This is a genomic window from Acinetobacter genomosp. 15BJ (assembly GCF_000400715.1).
Lineage (GTDB): Bacteria > Pseudomonadota > Gammaproteobacteria > Pseudomonadales > Moraxellaceae > Acinetobacter.
On record NZ_KE007345.1, the window covers coordinates 257,154 to 278,051 of the forward strand.

A 20,898-nucleotide genomic window follows, 5' to 3' on the forward strand; every position below is an offset into this window, starting at 1 on the left:
AATAACTCATCTAACAATCCGCATGTCTAAAGGATATACTGACCACAATTAGTTTGCCATTCGCTCTTATTAAAACTTACTTATTATGAAAAAGCTATCCAGTTCTGGTATTGTTCGCCCATTTTTTTTGATCATTATTATTATCTTAGTCTCACTTCCAATGGGATTTTATGGCATGTATCTCTATCTCGCACCTTCACTGCCAGATATGAGTTCACTTAAAAAAGCGCCTTTACTAAAACCATTGCAAGTTTACACGGCAGATAATCAGTTAATTGCAGAATATGGCGGAAAATTATCCATTCCAGTTAAGTATGAGCAGATTCCTCCAACCTTTATTCATGCTTTTTTAGCAGCGGAAGACTCATCTTTTTTTGAACATAATGGTATTAGTTTTAAAGGGCTTGGGCGAGCGCTTACTGAATCTGTTACAGGGTCTGATGTCCAAACTGGGGGCTCAACCATTACCATGCAGGTGGCAAAGAACTATTATTTAAGCCCAGACCGAACTCTTCGACGCAAACTAACTGAAGTGTTTTTGGCGCGAAAAATCGAGCAAAACTTAACAAAACAAGAAATCTTAGCGGCTTATGTGAATAAAATTTTCTTAGGTAAAAATGCCTATGGTATTGCTGCTGCGGCACGTGTCTATTACAACAAAAATATTGGCGAGCTGACCACAGCACAAATGGCAATGATTGCAGGTCTACCTAAGGCACCTTCAAAATATAATCCAGTGGTTAATCCTGAGCGTGCACTTGAACGTCGTAACTGGATTTTAGGACGTATGTTACAACTGGGCTATATCAACCAAAATCAATACCAACAAGCTGTTGCAGAGCCCATCAACTTAAATATGATTGATCGCTCGGTCAGCAACGTATTCCCCTATGTTGGTGAAATGGTTCGTTCAGAACTGGTTGAACATTTTGGTGAACAAGCTGTTGACTCAGGTTATAAGGTATACACGACAGTTGACAGCAACCGTCAACGTTATGCAGAACAATCCATTCAAGATGGCTTAGAGGCTTATGACCGTCGTCATGGCTGGCGTGGTCCTGAAGCACATGACAAACCACTCAAACAATTTATTGCTTATGCAAACACTTACCCAGCCCAAGTCATCAAGGTCAACAACAATTCTTTTGATGCCTTAATGCAAGATGGTTCAACAGTAACGGTCAACTGGTCTGGGATGTCATGGGTTCGCCCGTACCGCAATGCCAATAGCGTCGGTGGAGCGCCTTCGAACGCCTCACAAATTGTCAAAGTCAAAGATATTATTCGTCTACGTCCAAATGAAGGCAAAACGGTTTGGTCTTTGGTTCAAGTTCCAAAAGTCCAAGGACAATTGATTGCCATTAACCCCAATGATGGCGCAATTGAAGCCGTTGTCGGTGGTTATAACTTTTATCAATCTAAATTTAACCGTGCCGTACAAGGTTGGAGACAACCTGGCTCTACCATTAAGCCCTTTGTCTACGCATTGGCTTTGGAACGCGGCATGACCCCATACAGCATGGTCAATGACAGTCCCATCACCATTGGTAAGTGGTCTCCAAGAAACTCTGATGGTCGCTATTTGGGTATGATCCCTTTACGTCGTGCGCTTTATTTATCCCGTAACACCGTTTCAGTGCGTTTATTACAAAACGTAGGGATTGAACGTACCCGTCAACTATTTATGGATTTTGGTTTACAAGAAGATCAGATTCCACGTAACTATACCATTGCATTAGGTACACCGCAGGTACTGCCAATTCAGATGGCAACAGGTTATGCAACTTTTGCCAATGGTGGTTATCGTATTCAACCGCACTTCATTACACGTATCGAAGATGCGGCTGGCAAAGTGATTTATGAAGCAAAGCCTGAGTACGCGTGCATTCCATGTATCAGCAATCCAAATACGAATAACCAACAGCAAACAGTGAAAGCTGATGAATCTAAAGACAAGGTGACAGAAATTAGCAACCAAACTTTAGATGAAGCATTCGCAGCCTCTGAAGCACAAATAACGCCTGCTGATACGGCACAAACAGCAAAAGCCAATAGTGATTATCGTCAAGCACAACGTATTTTAAAATCAAGTTCCGCTTATGACATGGCCAACATCTTACGGGATGTAATCCAACATGGTACTGGTCGTGCTGCACTTAAAATTGGTCGTGATGACCTCGGTGGTAAAACAGGAACAACCAATGATGCTAAAGATGCTTGGTTCGCAGGCTTTAATGGTAACTTGGTTGCAATTGCTTGGGTCGGTTTTGACCAACCACGTACACTGGGTCGTCGTGAATATGGTGGCGTTGCTGCACTTCCAATCTGGACCAATTTTATGGGTAAATCTTTAAAAGATACGCCATCAGCTTGGGTACGTTTGGATAAAGAAGCGAAAGATCCAATCTCTCGTGATAAATTACAAATCCAGCAAAGCGAAGATAAAAAAGAGTATCGCGCCTCTCCTCCATTGGCGCGCCCACTTTATCGCCCTGCACCACCTGCACCCGTTCGCTCAACACAAAATGATTTCTCAGACCTCCCTGGAACAACACCAGTGACTGACGAGCAGCCTATTGTCCCAGCGAAAAAGCAACCGCCTGCAATGGGTTCAAATTCACAGAACCCACCGCCAAAAGAAAAGGATGGGATTGAACATTTGATCAATCAAATCCAGTAAATAAAAAAGAAGCCATCACATTGATGGCTTCTTTCTTTTTTGGAATAGATAAATCTGAAAGGCGGCAGTCACTGTAAATTGCTGCGCTTGCTCAAGTCCTTTGCGTCGTTCAAGATTCGCTTTATAAGCATAAGGCGTCATCGCGATTAAATTCTTCAAGGCAACTTGATCCAATTGCAGTGGCGCTTCAACAAGGTGTGCTTGCTTTAACTCAAACTGAGCATCTAGCTGTTCTACAAATTTTTGAGGTTCATGCAAATTCACTTGCTCAAATAACGCTTCACGCAAATCAAAGAGATGTTTAGGTGCAGGCGTTACCACAATTAAATAACCATCATCCCGCAAGACTCTCACGATTTCATCTTGTGGAATCGGACTAAATAGACTGGTACAAATGTCAATAGAATGATTTTGTACGGGCAAGGTTGCACCTGTTCCAACCACCCATACAACCTCTGCATTTAACTTTGCTGCGCGCTGTACGGCTGTTTTGGCAATATCCACACCGATACACTGCTGGGTATGTGCTTGCATGGCGCTGGTGTAATAGCCTTCACCACAACCAATATCTAAAATGGCTTGAGGTTTAAGTTGCTGTAGAATCTCAACCACAGCCTGTTGTAAAGGCTGATAAAAACCTGCTTGCAAAAATTCACGACGTGCCAGCACTGACTCAGGGGTATCCCCTGGACTTTTACTATGCTTATGCTGCACCACGTGTAAATTAACATAGCCCTGTTTCGCTACATCATAGTGATGTCCTTTCTCGCAACGCCAAGAATTCTCAACCAAATTCAAGGATTGGCGACAAACAGGACACATCAACAAACTCATCTATTTTCTCCAAACATAAAAAAAGCTGGTCAATACCAGCTTCTTTCTTGAATCTTGGTTTAACGTAATTTTAAGGTCATTAAGCCTAACACGACGAGGAAAATCGTGATAATCCAGAAACGAATCACAACCTGAGTTTCTTTCCAGCCTTGCTTTTCATAATGGTGATGTAAAGGTGCCATCAAGAATACGCGCTTATTCCGCATCCGTAATGAACCGATTTGCAAGAAGACCGAAATTGCTTCCATTACAAAAACACCGCCCATAATGGCAAATACGATTTCCTGACGAACCATTACCGCAATCGTACCAAGCATAGCGCCAAGCGCCAATGCACCCACATCGCCCATGAAGACTTGGGCTGGATGCGCATTGTACCAGAGGAAGGCTAAACCAGCACCGACCATAGCAGAGCAAATTACCACCAGTTCCGAGGTATATTTTACATAAGGAATATGCAGATATTCAGCAAAACGAATGTCGCCTGACAAATAAGCAAATACCCCTAAACCGGCAGCCACCATCACAATCGGCATAATAGCCAAACCGTCCAAACCATCGGTCAAGTTGACCGCATTGGATGCACCATTAATCACCAGATAAGTGAAGCCGATAAATGCTAAACCTAATGGCACAGCCGAAAGCGGAATGGACAGATTCTTAAAGAATGGGAGCAGCAGATCCAGCATATCTGCCGTATGCTGAACACTATCTTGTTGTTTCGCAATGACATACAAGGCAATACCTGCGCCCAAAGACGCCACCGAAGTCCAGAAAAATTTCTTACGTGCTGGCAAACCTGCATTGTCTTTATAACGGACTTTAATCCAGTCATCCGCCCAACCCACTGCACCAAATACCACCATGACACCGAGCACAATCCAAACATATGGATTAGATAAATCAGCCCAAAGCAAGGTACTAATCCCAATGGAGAGTAAAATAAGAATCCCGCCCATGGTTGGGGTTCCCATTTTTTTTGCATGGTTTTCAGGCGCAAAAGAACTCACAGCCTGACCATATTTTAATGCTTGTAATTTACGAATCATCACTGGCCCTAAAACCAGTCCGATCGTCAAGGCCGTCAGTAAGCTCAACAAAGAGCGCAATGTTAAATAACGAACAACCTGAAACGAACTGTTATAGTCCGCCAATTGCTCAAATAACCATAACAACATTTAAATTTTCTCCATCAAGTCAGCCATCAACGTTTCCATGTGGGTATAACGAGACCCTTTGAATAGGAAACTCATTGACTGGGGTTGATGTGTTTGGACTAAATTAATTAAAAACGGTAATGCTTCTGCCTGTGTTGCAAAGGCATGTAACTTTTCTGAATGAGATGAACCTTGTTGCGCTGCTTCAGCGAATTCACCGACCACAACCAGATACTGTAACGGTAACGGTGCCAAGTCTCGGCCGAGATCATGATGCTCTTGCCAGCTACTGTCACCCAGCTCACCAATATCTCCCATCACCATGACTTTTAAGCCCTGCTGTTGCAGCAATACCTGTGCCGCTGCACGCATCGAAGTCGGATTGGCATTATAGGTATCATCAATAAACAAATGATGTTGGTGTTGAATAAAGTTCAAACGACCTTTGGCACCTTGTGCTTGCTCTAAGCCTTGCACAATATCATCCAATGCAATACCAATCGCTAAAGCAAATGCAGTCGCTGCAGTGGCATTCTGTACATTATGCGCACCAGCAAATGGCAAGTTTACTGCACGAACACCTTGTGGTGTATGCAAGTTGAACTGTGCCGATTGAGGATGAAGCTGAATATCTGTAGCAAAAATATCACCACCCTCACCAAAACTCAGCATTGAATGTGTTTGCGCATTCTCACGAATCGTTTCAGAGAAATCATCTTGTGCAGGAACGATTGCAGTACCTTGAGGCAAAATATGCGCATAGATTTCTGATTTAGCGCGACAAATGCCTTCGCGTCCACCAAACTCCCCCAAGTGTGCTGTACCAATATTTAAAATCCCTGCCACATGCGGCTGCACTAGATCCGAAGTGTAATCAATTTCACCCTGATGACTTGCCCCTAACTCCATCACGGCATATTGATGCTCTGGACGTAATTCCAATAACATCATTGGGACACCGAGATCATTATTCAGGTTGCCACGGGTAATTAAGGTCGGCGCCAAGCGAGATAAAATACTGCCCAACATTTCTTTGGTGGTGGTTTTGCCACTGCTGCCTGTTAAAGCAATCACCTTCAATTGTGGGTTGTGTTGGCGACGATAAGCCCCCAACTGCCCCAAAGCCAAACGCGTATCCTTGACAACCAACTGCGCAATATCAGCATCGACAGGATGATCAACAATCGCTATTTGGCACCCTTGTGTAGCTACTTGTGCGACAAAACTATGCGCATCAAAACGTTCGCCCTTTAAGGCAAGGAAAGCATCGCCTGCTTCCGCATGACGTGAATCAGTTAAAATACGTTTAATTTCACCTTGCGGAAGCTTCTGTTTATGCCACTGCCCTTGTGTCGCTTGTTGTAATTGTTCTGCGGTCCAAGGTTGTAATGGAACAGTACTGGTCGTTGAAGTATGCATACGCTTTATTTACCTTTTAACCTTATTGCGCAGGATAGGCTGAATCGACAGGATGTGGCTGTGCATCAATCGCAGACTGCACCTCAACCACATCATCAAACCAATGGCGAACCCCATCAATTTCCTGATAGTTTTCATGTCCTTTGCCCGCGATCACTACAATATCACCAGCTTGGGCCTGCGCCACCACAAATTTAATCGCTTCACGACGATCATGAATTTCATGCATCTCATGTTCTGCGAAACTGATGCTGTGCTTCATATCCGCAAAAATCTGTTCAGGATTTTCAGTTCGCGGATTATCCGAAGTAAGCACAACGGGATTAGCATGATCAAGTGCAGCTTGAGTCATAAGTGGACGTTTGCCACGATCACGATCGCCACCACAACCAAACACAGCCCATAATTGTCCAGTCACATGACGTTTCAATGTCGTCAGCACTTGGATCAAGGCATCTGGTGTATGCGCATAATCAACCACAAATAGACGATCAGCATCTTGAATAACCTGCATACGGCCTGGTGCGCCTTTCAGTTGTGGAACAAACTGGACCAAATCCGCCAAGGCAAAACCTGCCGACTCTGCTGCAATCAAACTTGCCAATAAGTTCTCAACATTGAACTGTCCAAGTAATGGACTTTGCACCACATAGTGACCTGTCGGAGCGATTAATGTAAAACTTGCTCCACTCAAGCGATATTGCAAATCCGCAATATAATAATCCGCTGTCGTCTGAGTTAAAGAATAAGTCAGAATTTTAGGTTGTGCTGGATTAGCCTTCGCAGCATCCAACATCAGATGTGCATGTGCATCATCCAAGTTAATCACTACGGCTTTTAAAGTTGTAAATTTAAACAATAAGGCTTTGGCTTCAGCATAAGCTTCCAAAGTACCGTGATAATCCAGATGGTCACGACTTAAATTACTGTACACTGCAATTTCAAGCTCACAACCATTAAGACGCCCTTGCTCCAAACCATGTGAACTGGCTTCCAGTGCGACAAAACTTGCGCCTTGTTTGGCATAATCATGTAACGCATGCTGTAGTTGCAGTGCATCCAAGGTGGTATGTGTAGATGGCGTTAAATTTGGCAGAATACCGTTACCTGTCGTCCCCATCACCGCACAGCCTTTACCTTGTGAACTAATCAGCTCCGCAATGAGGCGTGAAATCGTAGTTTTTCCATTGGTTCCTGTCACCGCAATACCACGCAAGGGTTGAACAGGAACAGTCGCTTGTAAATACTGCCTTTGCCATTCGCCCATTTGATAACGGACATCAGCACAAACCCATTCATTTTCGAGACCCAATGGTGCCTCACTGATCACGGCCAATGCACCTGCATCCAAAGCATTTTGCGCAAACTGGCGTGTTTTTTCAGGTTGGCTATAGCTATTTAAAGCAATAAAAATTTGCCCTTTCTCAACCTTACGACTATCCAAAGAAAAACCCTGAAAAGGTTGGGTATACCAAGCCGCATCTATGCTGATCGGGTGTATCTGTTGAAAACGAATCGACATAATTTACCTACGGATTGGATTTTATAGAAGTATCAAGTGGTTTATCTAAAGGCACATTCAAAAGACGCAAAGACTCTTGCATGATACGCGCAAATACAGGTGCAGCAACCAAGCCACCGTAATAACGACCTTGTGGGTTTTCAACCACCACAATCATGGCTAAACGCGGATCACTAATCGGCGCAACACCTGCAAATAAAGCACGATACTCACTGTTTGAGTAACCTTTACGGTCTGCACGCAACTTATGTGCCGTCCCCGTTTTACCGCCAACGCGATAACCTGGAATCACCGCTTGTTTCGCGGTTCCGCCTGGCATGGTCACTTGCTCAAGCATAGTCAGTACTTGATCCGCAATTTTAGGACTCAACACCTGTGTGCCTTCTGGGGCCTTATCCAATTTTCGCAAACTCAATGGCATTTGTACGCCATGATTTGCCAACATGGCATAGCCTTGTGCAACTTGTAAAATTGTCGCATTCAAACCATAACCATAAGCCATCGTTCCCAACTGCGATGGATTGAGCTTATCACCTGAATAGAGCAAACCAGAACTTTCACCTGGAAATTTCACCGCTGAACGATGACCAAAACCTGCACGTCTAAAAAAAGACGGGACGGTATCTTTTGGTAAAGACAGGGCGATTTTAGCCGAACCGACGTTTGAGGATTTGATAATCACTCCAGAAACGGTTAAAGCACCATAGTTATGTGTATCTCGAATGGTATGCCAACCTAAACGCATCGATCCTGGTGAAGTATTTACAATCGTATTCGGCGTGTATTTACCGCTTTCCAAGGCAGCAGCCACTGTAAATGGCTTCATGGTTGAACCTGGTTCAAACATATCAATCGCGCCACGGTTACGCATCGCATCTTTATTGCTGAGACCCTTCTTATCGTTCGGGTTATACGACGGCCAACTGGTCATCGCCAAAATTTCACCCGTTTTAACATCAACCGCAATCGCAGTTGCTGAACGTGCATTGTTGGCGACACCAGCAGCAGTCAGTTCACGGTACATAATATATTGCAAACGTGAGTCGATACTCAGGGTGACATTTTCACCTGATTCAACTTCTTTGATCACTTCTGAAACTTTCAGACGATTACCCTTTTTATCACGGATAATTTTCTGTTCACCATCCATGCCTGACAACTGCTTATTCAGTTGCATTTCCAAACCTTCAATCCCCACCCCTTCACTATTGGTCAAACCAATAATCTGTGCATTCGGCTGCGGCTGTGGGTAGTAGCGTTTATAACTTTTCTCGGCATAAACGCCTTGGAAATTACGCTTGGTAATCAAATCAGCTTGTTGTGGTGGAATTTCTTTTTGCAAAACTAAATAACGTGAACGTGGACGTGCCTGCATTTGTTTCTTTAAATCTGCACGATCTACACCAACTGCATCTGCCAATTCATCTAGGTTCAAGTTTTTATCAGGCAATTGACGTTTTAATTTACGATTATTTGGGTCTTTTTTGAGTTCTGCCGTGATGTCATCAAATTGCTGTTTGGTTTCCCAATAATCTCTTGGGTCCATCACAATTTTCATGATCGGAGTACTAATCGCCAAAGGTACACCATGGCGATCACTAATCACACCACGCATCGCCTCTAAACGCTCAGTCCTTAAAATATTGGCATTGGCCTTATTTTGCAAAAAGTCCTTATTGACCACTTGTACGTAGAACGCACGTGCAATCAACACAACAAAACAAAGGAGTACCGTTCCCCAAAGCAGATAAAAGCGCCACATATCCAAAGCAAGGGTCGGTCTTTCAGAAATAGACTGCTGTTTTTTTCGTATTGGTTTACTTCGCTTATCTGCCATACAGCATGCCTTATTTATCTTGCTTTGAAGTCATAGGTAAAGAAATCACAACCGTCTGCGTTGCTGGAGGTGAGAACATACGTAGTTGTGTAACTGCGCGAGAACCGATCTGTGCGGTTGCACCAAAGGTTTGCTGTTCAATCAATAAACGCCCCCATTCAGCGTTTAAATCATCTCTTTCACGCATATATGCACTCAAGTCGCGATAATCATGACGGTATTCAAACACTTGGAACACCACCATCATCGCACTTGTAAACACCAATGCAACGAGTACAGCATACACAACAACCTTTTTCAGTCCTTTTCTGCTGCTTGGTTTAACGTCGTCATCATTCTTGTTGTTCATTCTCAGCCTTTTTGCTCTAAACGCTCAGCCACACGTAGCCATGCACTACGCGAACGAGGATTTGCTTTTACTTCTGCTTCGCTCGCACGAATACGAGAAACTTTCTTTAAACGTCGAGTATCGACCTGTGCTTGAGGCATACCCCAGCTCGTGTCTTCAGCCAAACTCGATTCTTTTTGAATAAACTGCTTGATTAAACGATCTTCCAAAGAATGAAAGCTAATCACTGCCAGCTGCGCAGTTGGTTTTAATAATGTGACAGCTTGCGGTAAAAATGTCTCGATATCATCGAGTTCTTTGTTAATGGCAATACGAATCGCCTGAAACGTACGCGTTGCAGGATGCTTATGCTTTTCCCATTTTGGATGTGCGGTTTTAACCACTTCTGCCAGTTGAGCAGTCGTTGTCATTTCACCTGCCAGTTTAATGGCTTTGGCAATCCGACGGCTATAACGTTCTTCGCCATATTGGTAAATAATGTTTGCGAGTTTTTCTTCTTCAATTTTAAGCAGCCACTCTGCTGCTGTTAAACCTTGCGAATTATCCATTCGCATATCCAACGGCCCATTTTGCATAAAACTAAAACCACGTTCAGCTTGGTCCAATTGTGGTGATGACACACCTAAGTCAGCCATAATGCCATCAACTTCAGTCAGACCAATTTGAGCTAACTCGGATTGAATATCTGCAAAACTGGCATGAATAATTTTAAAACGTGGATCTTCTTGTTCTAATTGTGCTGCAACTTCAAGGGCTTGTGGGTCTTTATCGAAGGCATAAACACGTGCATTTTGGTCTAATTTTGAAAGTAATAACTTGGTATGTCCACCACGACCAAAAGTCGCGTCGACAAAAACACCAGTATCGCGACCTGCCAATACGCCATCAACGGTTTCATGAAGTAAGACAGAAATATGCGACATAAGAAATGAATCAACAGCTGAAAATGTAACTGCACATTATCACCTTGTTTTATGCCAGCACCAAACGACTTTTTGTAGAGAATTCTTAACTTTTCATAGATAAAACCGTTTTCTTATCATTTTTCACTCAATAAAAAAGCAAACACCTTCAGTATTTGCTTTTCGATCGTTCACTTTAATCTCAGTATGAACTGAATTTATGGTTTTTCCGCATAAATTTGGTCAAAAATCGCACCATTCACAAAATGTGTTTTTTGTGCTTTTGCCCAGCCACCAAACACATCATCAATCTTGAAGAGTTTAATCTTTGGAAATTGCTGAGCATATTTAGCAGCAACTTGCGGGTTCCGCGGACGGAAATAATATTTCGCAGCCAGCTCTTGCCCCAAAGGTGAATAAAGGAAATTTAAGTAACCACGCGCCAATTGTCGGTTGCCATTTTTATCTACGGTTTTATCAACGATTGCCACAGAAGGTTCAGCCAAAATCGAAATTGAAGGATACACAATTTCAAATTTATCTTTCCCTAAGCCTTGAGTTGCCAATAACGCTTCATTTTCCCAAGACAACAATACATCGCCAATGCCACGTTCAGCAAAAGTGGTAAGTGAACCACGCGCACCTGAGTCTAAGACTTTGACATTTTGATAAAGCTTTTTCACCAACTCACGTGCCTTGGCATCATTACCACCTGGCTGTTTCAATGCATACCCCCAAGCAGATAAATAAATCCAACGCGGTGCACCACCCGTTTTTGGGTTTGGAGTGATGATTTCCACGCCTGACTTGGTCAAGTCATTCCAATCACGAATATTCTTTGGATTGCCCTTACGCACTAGAAATACCACGGTTGAGGTATAAGGTGCAGAATTATCCTTGAATTGTTTTTGCCAATCTTTACGAATCAAACCGGCATTGGCAATTTCGTCAATATCATTGGCCAATGCGAGCGTTACAACGTCTGCCTGTAAGCCATCTATTACTGAACGCGCCTGTTTACCCGAGCCACCATGCGACTGTTTGAAGTCAACATCTTGTCCTATTCTCTTCTTCCAGTACTGACCAAATGCTTGATTATATTCTTGATAAAACTCACGTGTTGGATCATAAGACACGTTTAAAAAAGTAGTTGCCGCTTGTGCTACACCATTTAAGCCCAACGCCAACAATGCTGCTGCGATGACAGTTTTCATTTATTGTTTACTCATTTCGCCCCGTTTGTCACCACTATATTTCTTTAAAAAGAATTTACAATCATATAGTTATATCAATAAATTTATTGCTATTCTATTTTTAAGATATAGCCCTAGCCCGTATTTTTTGTATTAAAACAATACCCAGCCTTTTATTTTTATGACAAAATGAGAAAAATTATCATTCTCCACTTTTTCTACACATTTGCTTGCTAAATTCAACTTGCACACAAAGTAGGCATTTTGCTATAAATACATATCAAGATGTGTCAAATTTTAAGATTTTTGTAAAAAGTGTGACGTAGTTATACTTTTTTATTAAGATTTATGTTTAAATCGTATTATTAAAGCAATACTATAGTTGTTTGGTTAGTCTTGTAGACTCAAAATCATGAAGGGGATGTGAGCAATGCGAGCATTAAAATTGAAAAAAGCACTATGCTTAAGCTTATTTTTAGCAGCTTCTGTTCAAATGGGGCATGCGGCAGCAATTAAAGAAAGCAATAACATAAAAACAATTGATAAATCATCTTCAAGCTTAATTGTCAAAGCGCTTGACCAGCAAAAACGTAATACGGGTTTATTACCATCGTCAGACGATGAGTTAAAAATGTTGAATACGATTCGTACCACACCAACACAGACCTTCTTTGCCAGCCAACATGAACGTTTTTCACGTTTCGTTCAAACCATATTCCAGCCACATACTTCTTAATATTTTTAAATATGTGCCCCTTCACATGTTTAAATCAAGCCTAGTCATGCTGTGACTAGGCTTTTTCGTTATAATAGTTTCAATTTAAATTTAAGCTTCGATAATTTATGAAAGTTCGTACCCGTATTGCGCCTTCTCCTACAGGTTTTCCACATGTAGGCACAGCTTATATTGCGTTATTTAATCTATGTTTTGCCAAACAGCATGGCGGTGAGTTTATTTTACGTATTGAAGATACGGATCAACTTCGCTCAACGCCTGAATCTGAAAAAATGATTTTAGATTCTTTGCGCTGGTTAGGCCTGAACTGGTCAGAAGGTCCAGATGTGGGTGGCCCACATGCCCCTTATCGCCAATCAGAACGTATGGGTATTTATAAGCAATACGCGCTTGAATTAGTTGAAAAAGGTCACGCTTTTTATTGTTTTGCAACCGCAGAAGAACTTGATCAAATGCGTGCAGAACAACAAGCACGCGGCGAAACACCAAAATACGATGGTCGTGGCTTAAAATTATCACAAGAAGAAGTACAACATCGCCTTGCTGCGGGTGAACCCCATGTCATCCGTATGAAAGTACCAGAGGAAGGCATTTGTAAAATTAATGACTTACTCCGTGGTGAAGTTGAGATTCCATGGGCACAAGTCGATATGCAAGTGCTGTTAAAAACAGATGGCTTACCAACCTACCACCTTGCCAATGTGGTGGATGACCATTTAATGGAAATTACACACGTGTTACGTGGTGAGGAGTGGTTACCATCTGCACCGAAGCATCAATTGCTGTATCAATATTTCGGTTGGGACATGCCGACGTTGTGCCACATGCCATTATTGCGTAACCCAGACAAATCAAAACTGTCTAAACGTAAAAACCCAACCTCAATCAATTACTATCGTGATATCGGTGTTCTGCCAGAAGCGTTATTAAATTATTTAGGTCGTATGGGCTGGTCAATGCCTGATGAGCGTGAAGTATTCACTCTAGAAGACATGATTAAAAACTTTGATGTACAACGTGTTTCGCTGGGTGGACCAATCTTTGACGTTGAAAAACTCAACTGGCTCAATGGTCAGTGGATCAAAGGATTGACGCCTGGACAGCTTTTAGATCGTTTATTGGCATGGAAAAGTGATCGTCAAACGCTTGAAGACATCGCAGCAGCAATTCAACCGCGTATCAATTTACTCTCTGAAGCCGTAAATTGGGCTGGTTTTTACTTCAACCATATGCCACAAATCAGCAAAGAGCAGTTTGAAAGCAAAAAATTGACCGAAGAACAGGTTCGTCAAAGCTTACAATTTGCAATTTGGCGTTTAGAAAGTCAGTTTACTTGGAATAATGACACTGTCAGCCAGACCTTGATGGACTTGGCTAATCAGATGGAAATCAAATTACGTGATTTCATGCCAGCCTTCTTTATTGCAATTGCCGGCTCAACCAGTTCAACGCCTGTCATGCAAGCGATGGTGACTTTGGGTCCAGACTTGACCTTTGCACGTTTACGTCATGCCCTAGAACTTGTGGGTGGACCAAGCAAGAAAGAGCTGAAAGTTTGGGAAAAGCTAAATGAATCACTAAAATTGCCGAAAAATGATGCAAATAGTGAGAGTTAATTCAGTTTAATGATTGACGTGTGAGCGCATTCCCCCTAATATTGCGCTCACACATTCTGGGGTCATAGCTCAGTTGGTAGAGCGCTACAATGGCATTGTAGAGGTCAGCAGTTCGATCCTGCTTGGCTCCACCAGATTCTCGAAATCGCAATGCTTTTCCGAGATGACGCTAGATTTTCAGTCATTTATGTATTGCCTCATCTGTCCCTATCGTCTAGAGGCCTAGGACATCGCCCTTTCACGGCGGTAACCGGGGTTCGAATCCCCGTAGGGACGCCATATTCTCAAATATAATAATTATATTTTTCTCACAATCTTTCTCAATCAGATTGCACATTTTCGAATTTTCCATAAAATAGCCGCTTCTCTATGCTTGGACAAATTGTCGTATGCAATCTTCCAACTCAAATGCGAATTCAGAACCAACAACGCTAAAGCGTGCCATGAGCACTCGCCATTTAGTCATGCTTTCTTTAGGCGGCGCGATTGGTACAGGCTTGTTTTTAGGTTCTGGCGAAGTTATCGCTCAAACCGGCCCTGTGGGTGCAATTATTGCCTATGTTTTAGGTGGTTTAATTGCTTATATGGTCATGCTCTGCTTAGGTGAGCTTGCAGTACACATGCCTGTTGCTGGATCTTTTGGTGCATACGCTCAAAAATATATTGGTCCAGGCACAGGTTATATGATTTCTTGGGTCTACTGGCTCACGTGGACCGCAACTTTAGGTACAGAATTTACAGCTGCAGCCTTACTGATGCAGGAATGGTTTCCACACATTTCGATGTGGATTTGGACCATTATCTTTGCTGTCACCATTTTGGGTTTAAATCTCACCTCAACCCGAATGTTTGCCGAATCCGAATTCTGGTTGGCCTTAGTTAAAGTGGTCACTGTCATTGCCTTTATCATTCTAGGCTTGATGGCTATTTTTGGTTTCATTCCATTCCAAGGTTATGAATCAGCACCGCTATTTCATAATTTGACTGCACACGGTTGGTTCCCGCAAGGGCTTATACCAATCTTTACCACGATGTTGATTGTTAACTTTGCCTTTTCTGGCACAGAATTGATTGGTGTCGCTGCAGGTGAAACCAAAGACCCTGCTGAGAATGTTCCAAAGGCAATCAATGCAGCCATCTGGCGTTTATTGATTTTCTTTGTCGGCACAATCGTGGTGATCAGTGCTTTACTTCCATTCCAAGTCGCGGGCTTAGGTGGTGAAGGGGTGAGTAGCAGTCCTTTCGTGACGGTATTTAACTACATTGGTATTCCTTATGCCGATGATATTATCCGTTTCGTAATTATTACTGCACTACTCTCTGCTGCAAACTCGGGTCTTTATGCTGCATCACGTATGATGTGGTCTTTGTCTGATCAGCGTCAGTTACCAAGTGTATTTTCACGCTTATCAAAAAGTGGCACACCGATTATTGCGCTGGTCGTGACCATGTTTGGTGCGATTCCGGGGCTGTTATCAGAGCACTTTGCGCCTGAAACGATTTTCAAGAATTTGCTGGGTGTTGCCGCATTTACCATGGTCATCGTGTGGATGAGTATTTGCTGGAGTCAATTTAACTTTAGACGCCAATGGTACAAAGCGGGCCATACAGCAAAAGATTTAAAATTTGCTGCACCGCTTTATCCTATCGTACCAATCCTAGGCTTTATCTTCTGTTTTATTACAGGTTTAAGTATGGCAGCAGACCCTGAAATGCAAGCGGGCTTTATTGGCTGCTTATTGTTTATCGCAGCCTGCTATTTAAGCCATTACGTTTTTTATCGTCATCGTAAATAAGCAAAACGCAAAAAATGCAGCTCAGACTGCATTTTTTTATGTCTGTTAAAAACAGCATTTTCTCGATATTTTTTGCTTAACTGCTTATTTTTGATTATTTATTCTGCAACATGTTTTATTTTTAGACACTTATCCACTTTTTTTAGATTTTATTCAGAAAAGTGTTTGACACCCTATCTAATTCACCCTAATATACGCCCACCTCTGAAACGTCCCTATCGTCTAGAGGCCTAGGACATCGCCCTTTCACGGCGGTAACCGGGGTTCGAATCCCCGTAGGGACGCCACTAAATTCGAGGAAAAGCAAAGGTTATAATTTATCTTTGCCGAGAATTTAGGCCTAGCGATCAATATGTTTTACATACGATCCTCAGGTAAATTTCCTCAGATATGTCCCTATCGTCTAGAGGCCTAGGACATCGCCCTTTCACGGCGGTAACCGGGGTTCGAATCCCCGTAGGGACGCCAAATTCTGAAAAAGCCACTGCATTGACAGTGGCTTTTTTATTGCCTATTCAGTTCCAATCCCGACCTGAACTTCTAGTCGTCCAGACTGCACACGTAGGCCACGGATCTCGAATTGATCAACCAGCTGTTGTACCAACTCGCGACTTTCCTGCAAGATATTCAAACCTGGCAAAATACTAAAATCAGTCAGGTTTAATAACTTATCTACCATCCACGAACGGTTATTAATGAAATCAATAAAGCCCGCTTCTTCTAAATCGATATACCACAAGCGATGCCCTTCTTTTTGAATGCCTGGCACATCACGAATCAGATGATTGATCAAAAACGGAATCGGCAAAGAATTAATTAACTCGAAGCTCACATTACCAACACGACGTGCCGCCCAATTAGTTAAGGTGCCACCATGTCGAATTTGTAGATCAAGATGCTCATCGACTTGGCGCAGACGTAAATACTTTTCCTGCCCAATACGACACTCTAAGACATTAAATTCAAGCGAAAGACGATACAGAAAACGACGATAGTGCCCATCGAGTTCAATATGGAACCGATCATTACCACATTCAATTTTAATATCATCAATTTCGCTGCGATCCATTCTTTTTCGAATTTGATTATTCAGCAGCATTTCAGGTAAATATAAGGTGAGACTGCTTTTCCCCAAAGATGTTCTTGCCATCGCCAGAGCAACCTGACGTGCGACCTCGCTGGTTTCTGACACCATATCGCGTACCGTATTACGCACCCCTTCAACACCGCGCTTGGTCTGGTGTGTGACATGATCTAAGGCGTCTAGAGCCGCATCTGCCACACCTGCAATGTTACGAGAAGTATCGCTGGCAAATTCAACCGCATCTTGTGCATGTTGCAATGTTTTATTAATTAGTCGACGTGATAATGATGGTTTATCATCAGATGAAGATACATCTGCTGGCATAATATCAAACATCGCCTTTTTATCATCTTGTCGATTCAAGATGCTCTCCCTCTTCCCTTTGCTACTGGCTCATTTTTCTTATGAGCGTCGATCTGCTTTCTGAACTTATTAGACGTTTTTCTGTAGATTAGCATGCTCTGCACAGCAATTTGCTTATTTTTGTTGCATCGCTTCAAATTATTTGTTGCTTCGGACCAACATCGCTTTTACATAAAATTCTATGACTCATCAGCTTGAATAGGTGCCTGCCCATCTTCGGCGCTCAGCGTCTGCATCTGACTCCAACGCAGTGCTTTATATTGTGCTAATGCCGATTCAAGCTGCTGTACTTTCTCTTGTCCAATGCCAAAATTGGGTAATTCACGTAATGCCACCCATGCGGCTTGCATCTGCTCAAACTCACTGCCTTTTAGCAGTTTTAGAGTCATCCAATCAGACAGATCCTGCCCACATTTTTGCATTTCAAACTGCAAGGCAAATAATCCACTGCTTAAGGCGGATGCATCCAATAATCTCAATCCGTTTCGCACTTGCTCAAACTGCTGACGTTGTTGTTGCAAATATGGAGCTAAAACCTCCTGATTGAACCAGACGGCAAAAGCAACCATATCCTGAACAACCATATCGCGTTGCACATAGAGTACACTCCGTTCGGGATGTTGTTTATTCAAACGGATGTCACCTAAATACGCCATCAGCCCTTGTTCCAAGATCATCTGAATATGCCCCAGATCAAAATCAGGTTTTGGCTTCGATTCAATTGGAGTCAGTTGAGTAAGCAATTCCTCATAGTGGACAGGTTGCTGTAATAGACGCAAAATCTCTGCATTCTGCTGGATGGTCTGCCATAAACAAGCAAGCGGTAGATCGGCCTGCCCTGTACTGGCCGTATCCGGCTCCAGAAGACGTGACCATGCAGCTTGCATCGTGTTCTGCTGAACCAAGCTTGTGAGCACACGCTGCACTGTTAAAAGCTGTGGTGCAGTTGCAATCACGTCCTGACTAAAAGGGATATGCGATTGCTTAGCGCCAAAAATGCCATTTAAGGATTTCCCCAGTGAATTTAGGCCACGTCCCATATCTGCCAATAGATTGGTATTTGAAGCTCGTGTCCACCGTATCGACTCGGGTAATAATAAGCTGACCGCACGCTGTAATCGTTGGATCTGGTTTTTCTGGTCAATCGGTTTCAGATGATGTAGCAACAGATGCAGCGCATATTCAACATCACTCAACTGTGGCTGATATTCAGGCTGATTGCGACTCAACAAACAATCAATATAAGTATAAAAGGCAGTTTCATTACGCTGCTGTGATTGTTGTGCCGCCCATTCATAGTATTCAATTGCTTGGTTATATTGTGTCGCCCCTGCATAGGCTTTGGCCAGTGCGATGGCATGTTGCGCACTTGGATAATGTTGCTGGAAATAATGCAAAAGATCAATTTTCGGTTGTTGATCTAGACAGCGATCCAACTGACGTAGATAGCCATTGATGTGTTGCTGATTCGGCTGTTTCACAATGAAATTCAGACGATAAACCAAACACTGCTCATACCATGCATATTTACGCGCATGTGACTCATAAGCGCTCAGCAGTTCATCCTCAACCAACTGAATCAATTGGCTGGCATAGAGAATGTCTTCATCATTCTCATGCCTGAATTGCCATTGCTTGGGTAAAGTCACCTTAAATAAACGCAGCAGGAAATGCGCACTGAGGTCAGGGCTTTCCATCGTCACCAACATCAACTTATCTTGGCTGGAGAGATGTTCTTTGCCCTTCTGAATACGAGATAAACGCAATTTTAGAATCTTGGTGCTTAACATGCGTTTCCTTTCGCATTATTCAACCCACTCATATTGCAACTTAGCAGACTGCCCTGACTTTTGCGAATGGCTTTAGACGAGCTGTAGCAAGGCTTTTGAGCAAATATAAGAGTCGGCTTTGTGACATCATAAACAACAAAATAAGTAAATTTATGTATTTGAAAGGCTCAAGATTTTTGCTTTTGCATAATTTTCGCTAAAATGGGCAAAACACAATAGGAATCCTTTATGCAATACCGTTGCCCTAAATGTCAAAGCGTGAAAATTATGCCTGTCAGTCAGGGTGCTAACAGCCCTCGTCCTAACGTACCAAAAAGTTTAGTGCTTCTGGTTCCTGCCATTTTTATTTTATTAATTTTGGTGTTGATTAGCGTTGCAATGTGGATTTTTGGCAATGGTGAGGGTCAAGGTCTCCAAATCGCAACGGTTGTCGTATTTGCGATCTGTGTGATTGCAGGGGTTCTGTTCTGGCGTGATCTACCTGATTTTAAGATTTCAATGCAAGCCTTTATGCAAGCACAAAAATATTGGAAATGCCGTGACTGTAATAATGAGTGGCAGAACTAATATAAAAAAATAGATATTCACATCAGCTTAATGCTGATGTGAATGCTCTTGTTGCTCTGTTTCAGCAGGTTGATGGGTATGCTTACAATTCATTTCTTCATCATCTTCAATCTGCAAGGTCACCTCAGCAATCCCATGCTCATGTGACAACATTTCCGTTGCAACACGATGCAACTGATTGCGATCGGCCTGCGGTGCAAATAAATGTACAGTCAGATGAATATTTTTCGAGGTAATTGCCCACACCTTCAATTGATGGATACTTTCAACACCCTCTAGCGCAAGTAAATCATTACGCAGCTTTTCAATATCAACTTCTTCTGGAACACCTTCCAATAAGATATTGATACTTTGCTTGAGCAGAATCCATGTTCTCGGCAATACCCAAAAACCAATCGCAACCGCAAGAATGGTATCGACCCAATACCAATTGGTGAAATAGATCACCACAGCACCTACAATAACAGCGACTGAACCCAATGCGTCACTCAGCACTTCTAAATATGCGCCTTTCATATTCAGGCTTTCAGCAGCACTGGACATTAACAATTTCATAGAAATTAAATTAATAATCAGACCCAAGCTCGCCACAATCAGCATACCGACACTTTGAATTTCAGGTGGTTGCGTAAAGCGCTGATAAGCTTCGTACAGAATGTACATTGCCACAAAGAACAACATTGACGCATTAAACAAGGCTGCTAGAATTTCAAAGCGCTGATAGCCAAACGTACGCTTGTTATCTGCTGGACGTTTGGCAATTTTAATTGCCACTAAAGCAATCGCCAATGCAGCCGCATCGGTAAACATATGTGCTGCATCGGACAGTAACGCCAAACTCTGGGTGATTAAACCCGCAACCACTTCAACCACTAAGAAGGTTGAAGTCAGTATCAGCGCAATGGTGAGTTTTTTGATATTACCTTCAGTGACCGCTGCATGACTATGGTCATGCCCTTGATGTCCACCCATGTTGGACTCCTTATCATAATTGAATAAGACCTGTTGCAGTCTTAAAGTCAGCCAAAGCGAAAATTGCTTTGGCTGGTTCAG

General features: G+C 42.7%; 15 protein-coding genes, 4 tRNA genes and 1 pseudogene. 9 read left to right on the plus strand and 11 right to left on the minus strand.

All coding sequences use genetic code 11. The features are described 5' to 3' along the window. The first annotated feature begins 85 nt into the window (after window positions 1-85). Window positions 86-2,680: a penicillin-binding protein PBP1a gene (gene ponA, locus F896_RS18050; RefSeq protein WP_016162309.1), complete on the plus strand. Its 2,595-nt coding sequence runs from the start codon at window positions 86-88 to the stop codon at window positions 2,678-2,680. A gap of 15 nt (window positions 2,681-2,695) precedes the next feature. On the opposite strand, the gene F896_RS18045 is transcribed toward ponA, so the two are convergent. The 8 genes and pseudogenes from F896_RS18045 to F896_RS18010 all read right to left on the minus strand — a co-directional run bounded on the left by F896_RS18045 (window position 2,696) and on the right by F896_RS18010 (window position 11,914). Next, on the minus strand, window positions 2,696-3,514 hold the full coding sequence (locus F896_RS18045) for a putative RNA methyltransferase (RefSeq protein WP_016162310.1): 819 nt from the start codon (window positions 3,512-3,514) through the stop codon (window positions 2,696-2,698). A gap of 59 nt (window positions 3,515-3,573) precedes the next feature. Beyond that, window positions 3,574-4,692 (minus strand): phospho-N-acetylmuramoyl-pentapeptide-transferase, encoded by a 1,119-nt coding sequence (gene mraY, locus F896_RS18040; RefSeq protein ID WP_016162311.1) that lies wholly within the window; start codon window positions 4,690-4,692, stop codon window positions 3,574-3,576. Then, complete coding sequence (locus F896_RS18035; protein WP_016162312.1) at window positions 4,693-6,090, minus strand: UDP-N-acetylmuramoyl-tripeptide--D-alanyl-D-alanine ligase; 1,398 nt, start codon at window positions 6,088-6,090, stop codon at window positions 4,693-4,695. 22 nt (window positions 6,091-6,112) lie between these two features. Then, window positions 6,113-7,612, minus strand: a complete 1,500-nt coding sequence (locus tag F896_RS18030) for a UDP-N-acetylmuramoyl-L-alanyl-D-glutamate--2,6-diaminopimelate ligase (RefSeq protein WP_016162313.1) — start codon at window positions 7,610-7,612, stop codon at window positions 6,113-6,115. A 3-nt stretch (window positions 7,613-7,615) separates the two neighbouring features. After that, window positions 7,616-9,449, minus strand: a pseudogene (gene ftsI, locus F896_RS18025) (penicillin-binding protein PBP3). Between the two features lie 10 nt (window positions 9,450-9,459). Further along, window positions 9,460-9,798 carry a cell division protein FtsL gene (locus F896_RS18020; RefSeq protein ID WP_004803889.1) on the minus strand — a complete coding sequence of 113 codons (339 nt, stop codon included), beginning with the start codon at window positions 9,796-9,798 and terminating at the stop codon, window positions 9,460-9,462. Between the two features lie 2 nt (window positions 9,799-9,800). Continuing rightward, window positions 9,801-10,721, minus strand: a complete 921-nt coding sequence (rsmH, locus tag F896_RS18015; protein ID WP_016162315.1) for a 16S rRNA (cytosine(1402)-N(4))-methyltransferase RsmH — start codon at window positions 10,719-10,721, stop codon at window positions 9,801-9,803. A gap of 197 nt (window positions 10,722-10,918) precedes the next feature. Continuing rightward, complete coding sequence (locus F896_RS18010; RefSeq protein WP_016162316.1) at window positions 10,919-11,914, minus strand: sulfate ABC transporter substrate-binding protein; 996 nt, start codon at window positions 11,912-11,914, stop codon at window positions 10,919-10,921. A gap of 472 nt (window positions 11,915-12,386) precedes the next feature. Here F896_RS18010 and F896_RS18005 point away from each other — a divergent pair, with 472 nt between their 5' ends. The 7 genes from F896_RS18005 to F896_RS17975 all read left to right on the plus strand — a co-directional run bounded on the left by F896_RS18005 (window position 12,387) and on the right by F896_RS17975 (window position 16,509). Next, window positions 12,387-12,629 (plus strand): DUF4179 domain-containing protein, encoded by a 243-nt coding sequence (locus F896_RS18005; protein WP_374755504.1) that lies wholly within the window; start codon window positions 12,387-12,389, stop codon window positions 12,627-12,629. A 107-nt stretch (window positions 12,630-12,736) separates the two neighbouring features. Next, on the plus strand, window positions 12,737-14,245 hold the full coding sequence (gene gltX / locus F896_RS18000) for a glutamate--tRNA ligase (RefSeq protein WP_016162317.1): 1,509 nt from the start codon (window positions 12,737-12,739) through the stop codon (window positions 14,243-14,245). A gap of 58 nt (window positions 14,246-14,303) precedes the next feature. Beyond that, window positions 14,304-14,379, plus strand: a tRNA-Ala gene (locus F896_RS17995). Between the two features lie 69 nt (window positions 14,380-14,448). Further along, a tRNA-Glu gene (locus F896_RS17990) sits at window positions 14,449-14,524 on the plus strand. Between the two features lie 110 nt (window positions 14,525-14,634). Next, window positions 14,635-16,041, plus strand: a complete 1,407-nt coding sequence (locus F896_RS17985; RefSeq protein WP_016162318.1) for an amino acid permease — start codon at window positions 14,635-14,637, stop codon at window positions 16,039-16,041. 211 nt (window positions 16,042-16,252) lie between these two features. Continuing rightward, window positions 16,253-16,328 (plus strand) — tRNA-Glu (locus F896_RS17980). A gap of 105 nt (window positions 16,329-16,433) precedes the next feature. Then, a tRNA-Glu gene (locus F896_RS17975) sits at window positions 16,434-16,509 on the plus strand. Window positions 16,510-16,552: 43 nt separating this feature from the next. Here the strand turns inward: F896_RS17975 and F896_RS17970 are convergent. Together F896_RS17970 and F896_RS17965 are read right to left on the minus strand one after the other, a co-directional pair. Continuing rightward, on the minus strand, window positions 16,553-17,488 hold the full coding sequence (locus F896_RS17970; RefSeq protein WP_005201368.1) for a hypothetical protein: 936 nt from the start codon (window positions 17,486-17,488) through the stop codon (window positions 16,553-16,555). 179 nt (window positions 17,489-17,667) lie between these two features. Then, entirely contained in the window at window positions 17,668-19,278 is a 1,611-nt protein-coding gene (locus F896_RS17965) for a hypothetical protein (protein ID WP_016162319.1), read from the minus strand. Window positions 19,279-19,506: 228 nt separating this feature from the next. Between F896_RS17965 and F896_RS17960 the strand changes: the two genes are divergently transcribed. Continuing rightward, window positions 19,507-19,845: a hypothetical protein gene (locus tag F896_RS17960; RefSeq protein ID WP_016162320.1), complete on the plus strand. Its 339-nt coding sequence runs from the start codon at window positions 19,507-19,509 to the stop codon at window positions 19,843-19,845. Between the two features lie 27 nt (window positions 19,846-19,872). On the opposite strand, the gene F896_RS17955 is transcribed toward F896_RS17960, so the two are convergent. Beyond that, window positions 19,873-20,817 (minus strand): cation diffusion facilitator family transporter, encoded by a 945-nt coding sequence (locus tag F896_RS17955; protein WP_016162321.1) that lies wholly within the window; start codon window positions 20,815-20,817, stop codon window positions 19,873-19,875. Window positions 20,818-20,898: the final 81 nt, after the last annotated feature.

What these genes read in the sequence shown, in the direction of transcription:
- ponA (WP_016162309.1), top strand. Translation starts at nt 86, where the DNA reads ATGAAAAAGCTATCCAGTTCTGGTATTGTTCGCCCATTTTTTTTGATC.
- F896_RS18045 (WP_016162310.1), bottom strand. Translation starts at nt 3,514, where the DNA reads ATGAGTTTGTTGATGTGTCCTGTTTGTCGCCAATCCTTGAATTTGGTT.
- mraY (WP_016162311.1), bottom strand. Translation starts at nt 4,692, where the DNA reads ATGTTGTTATGGTTATTTGAGCAATTGGCGGACTATAACAGTTCGTTT.
- F896_RS18035 (WP_016162312.1), bottom strand. Translation starts at nt 6,090, where the DNA reads ATGCATACTTCAACGACCAGTACTGTTCCATTACAACCTTGGACCGCA.
- F896_RS18030 (WP_016162313.1), bottom strand. Translation starts at nt 7,612, where the DNA reads ATGTCGATTCGTTTTCAACAGATACACCCGATCAGCATAGATGCGGCT.
- F896_RS18020 (WP_004803889.1), bottom strand. Translation starts at nt 9,798, where the DNA reads ATGAACAACAAGAATGATGACGACGTTAAACCAAGCAGCAGAAAAGGA.
- rsmH (WP_016162315.1), bottom strand. Translation starts at nt 10,721, where the DNA reads ATGTCGCATATTTCTGTCTTACTTCATGAAACCGTTGATGGCGTATTG.
- F896_RS18010 (WP_016162316.1), bottom strand. Translation starts at nt 11,914, where the DNA reads ATGAAAACTGTCATCGCAGCAGCATTGTTGGCGTTGGGCTTAAATGGT.
- F896_RS18005 (WP_374755504.1), top strand. Translation starts at nt 12,387, where the DNA reads ATGGGGCATGCGGCAGCAATTAAAGAAAGCAATAACATAAAAACAATT.
- gltX (WP_016162317.1), top strand. Translation starts at nt 12,737, where the DNA reads ATGAAAGTTCGTACCCGTATTGCGCCTTCTCCTACAGGTTTTCCACAT.
- F896_RS17985 (WP_016162318.1), top strand. Translation starts at nt 14,635, where the DNA reads ATGCAATCTTCCAACTCAAATGCGAATTCAGAACCAACAACGCTAAAG.
- F896_RS17965 (WP_016162319.1), bottom strand. Translation starts at nt 19,278, where the DNA reads ATGTTAAGCACCAAGATTCTAAAATTGCGTTTATCTCGTATTCAGAAG.
- F896_RS17960 (WP_016162320.1), top strand. Translation starts at nt 19,507, where the DNA reads ATGCAATACCGTTGCCCTAAATGTCAAAGCGTGAAAATTATGCCTGTC.
- F896_RS17955 (WP_016162321.1), bottom strand. Translation starts at nt 20,817, where the DNA reads ATGGGTGGACATCAAGGGCATGACCATAGTCATGCAGCGGTCACTGAA.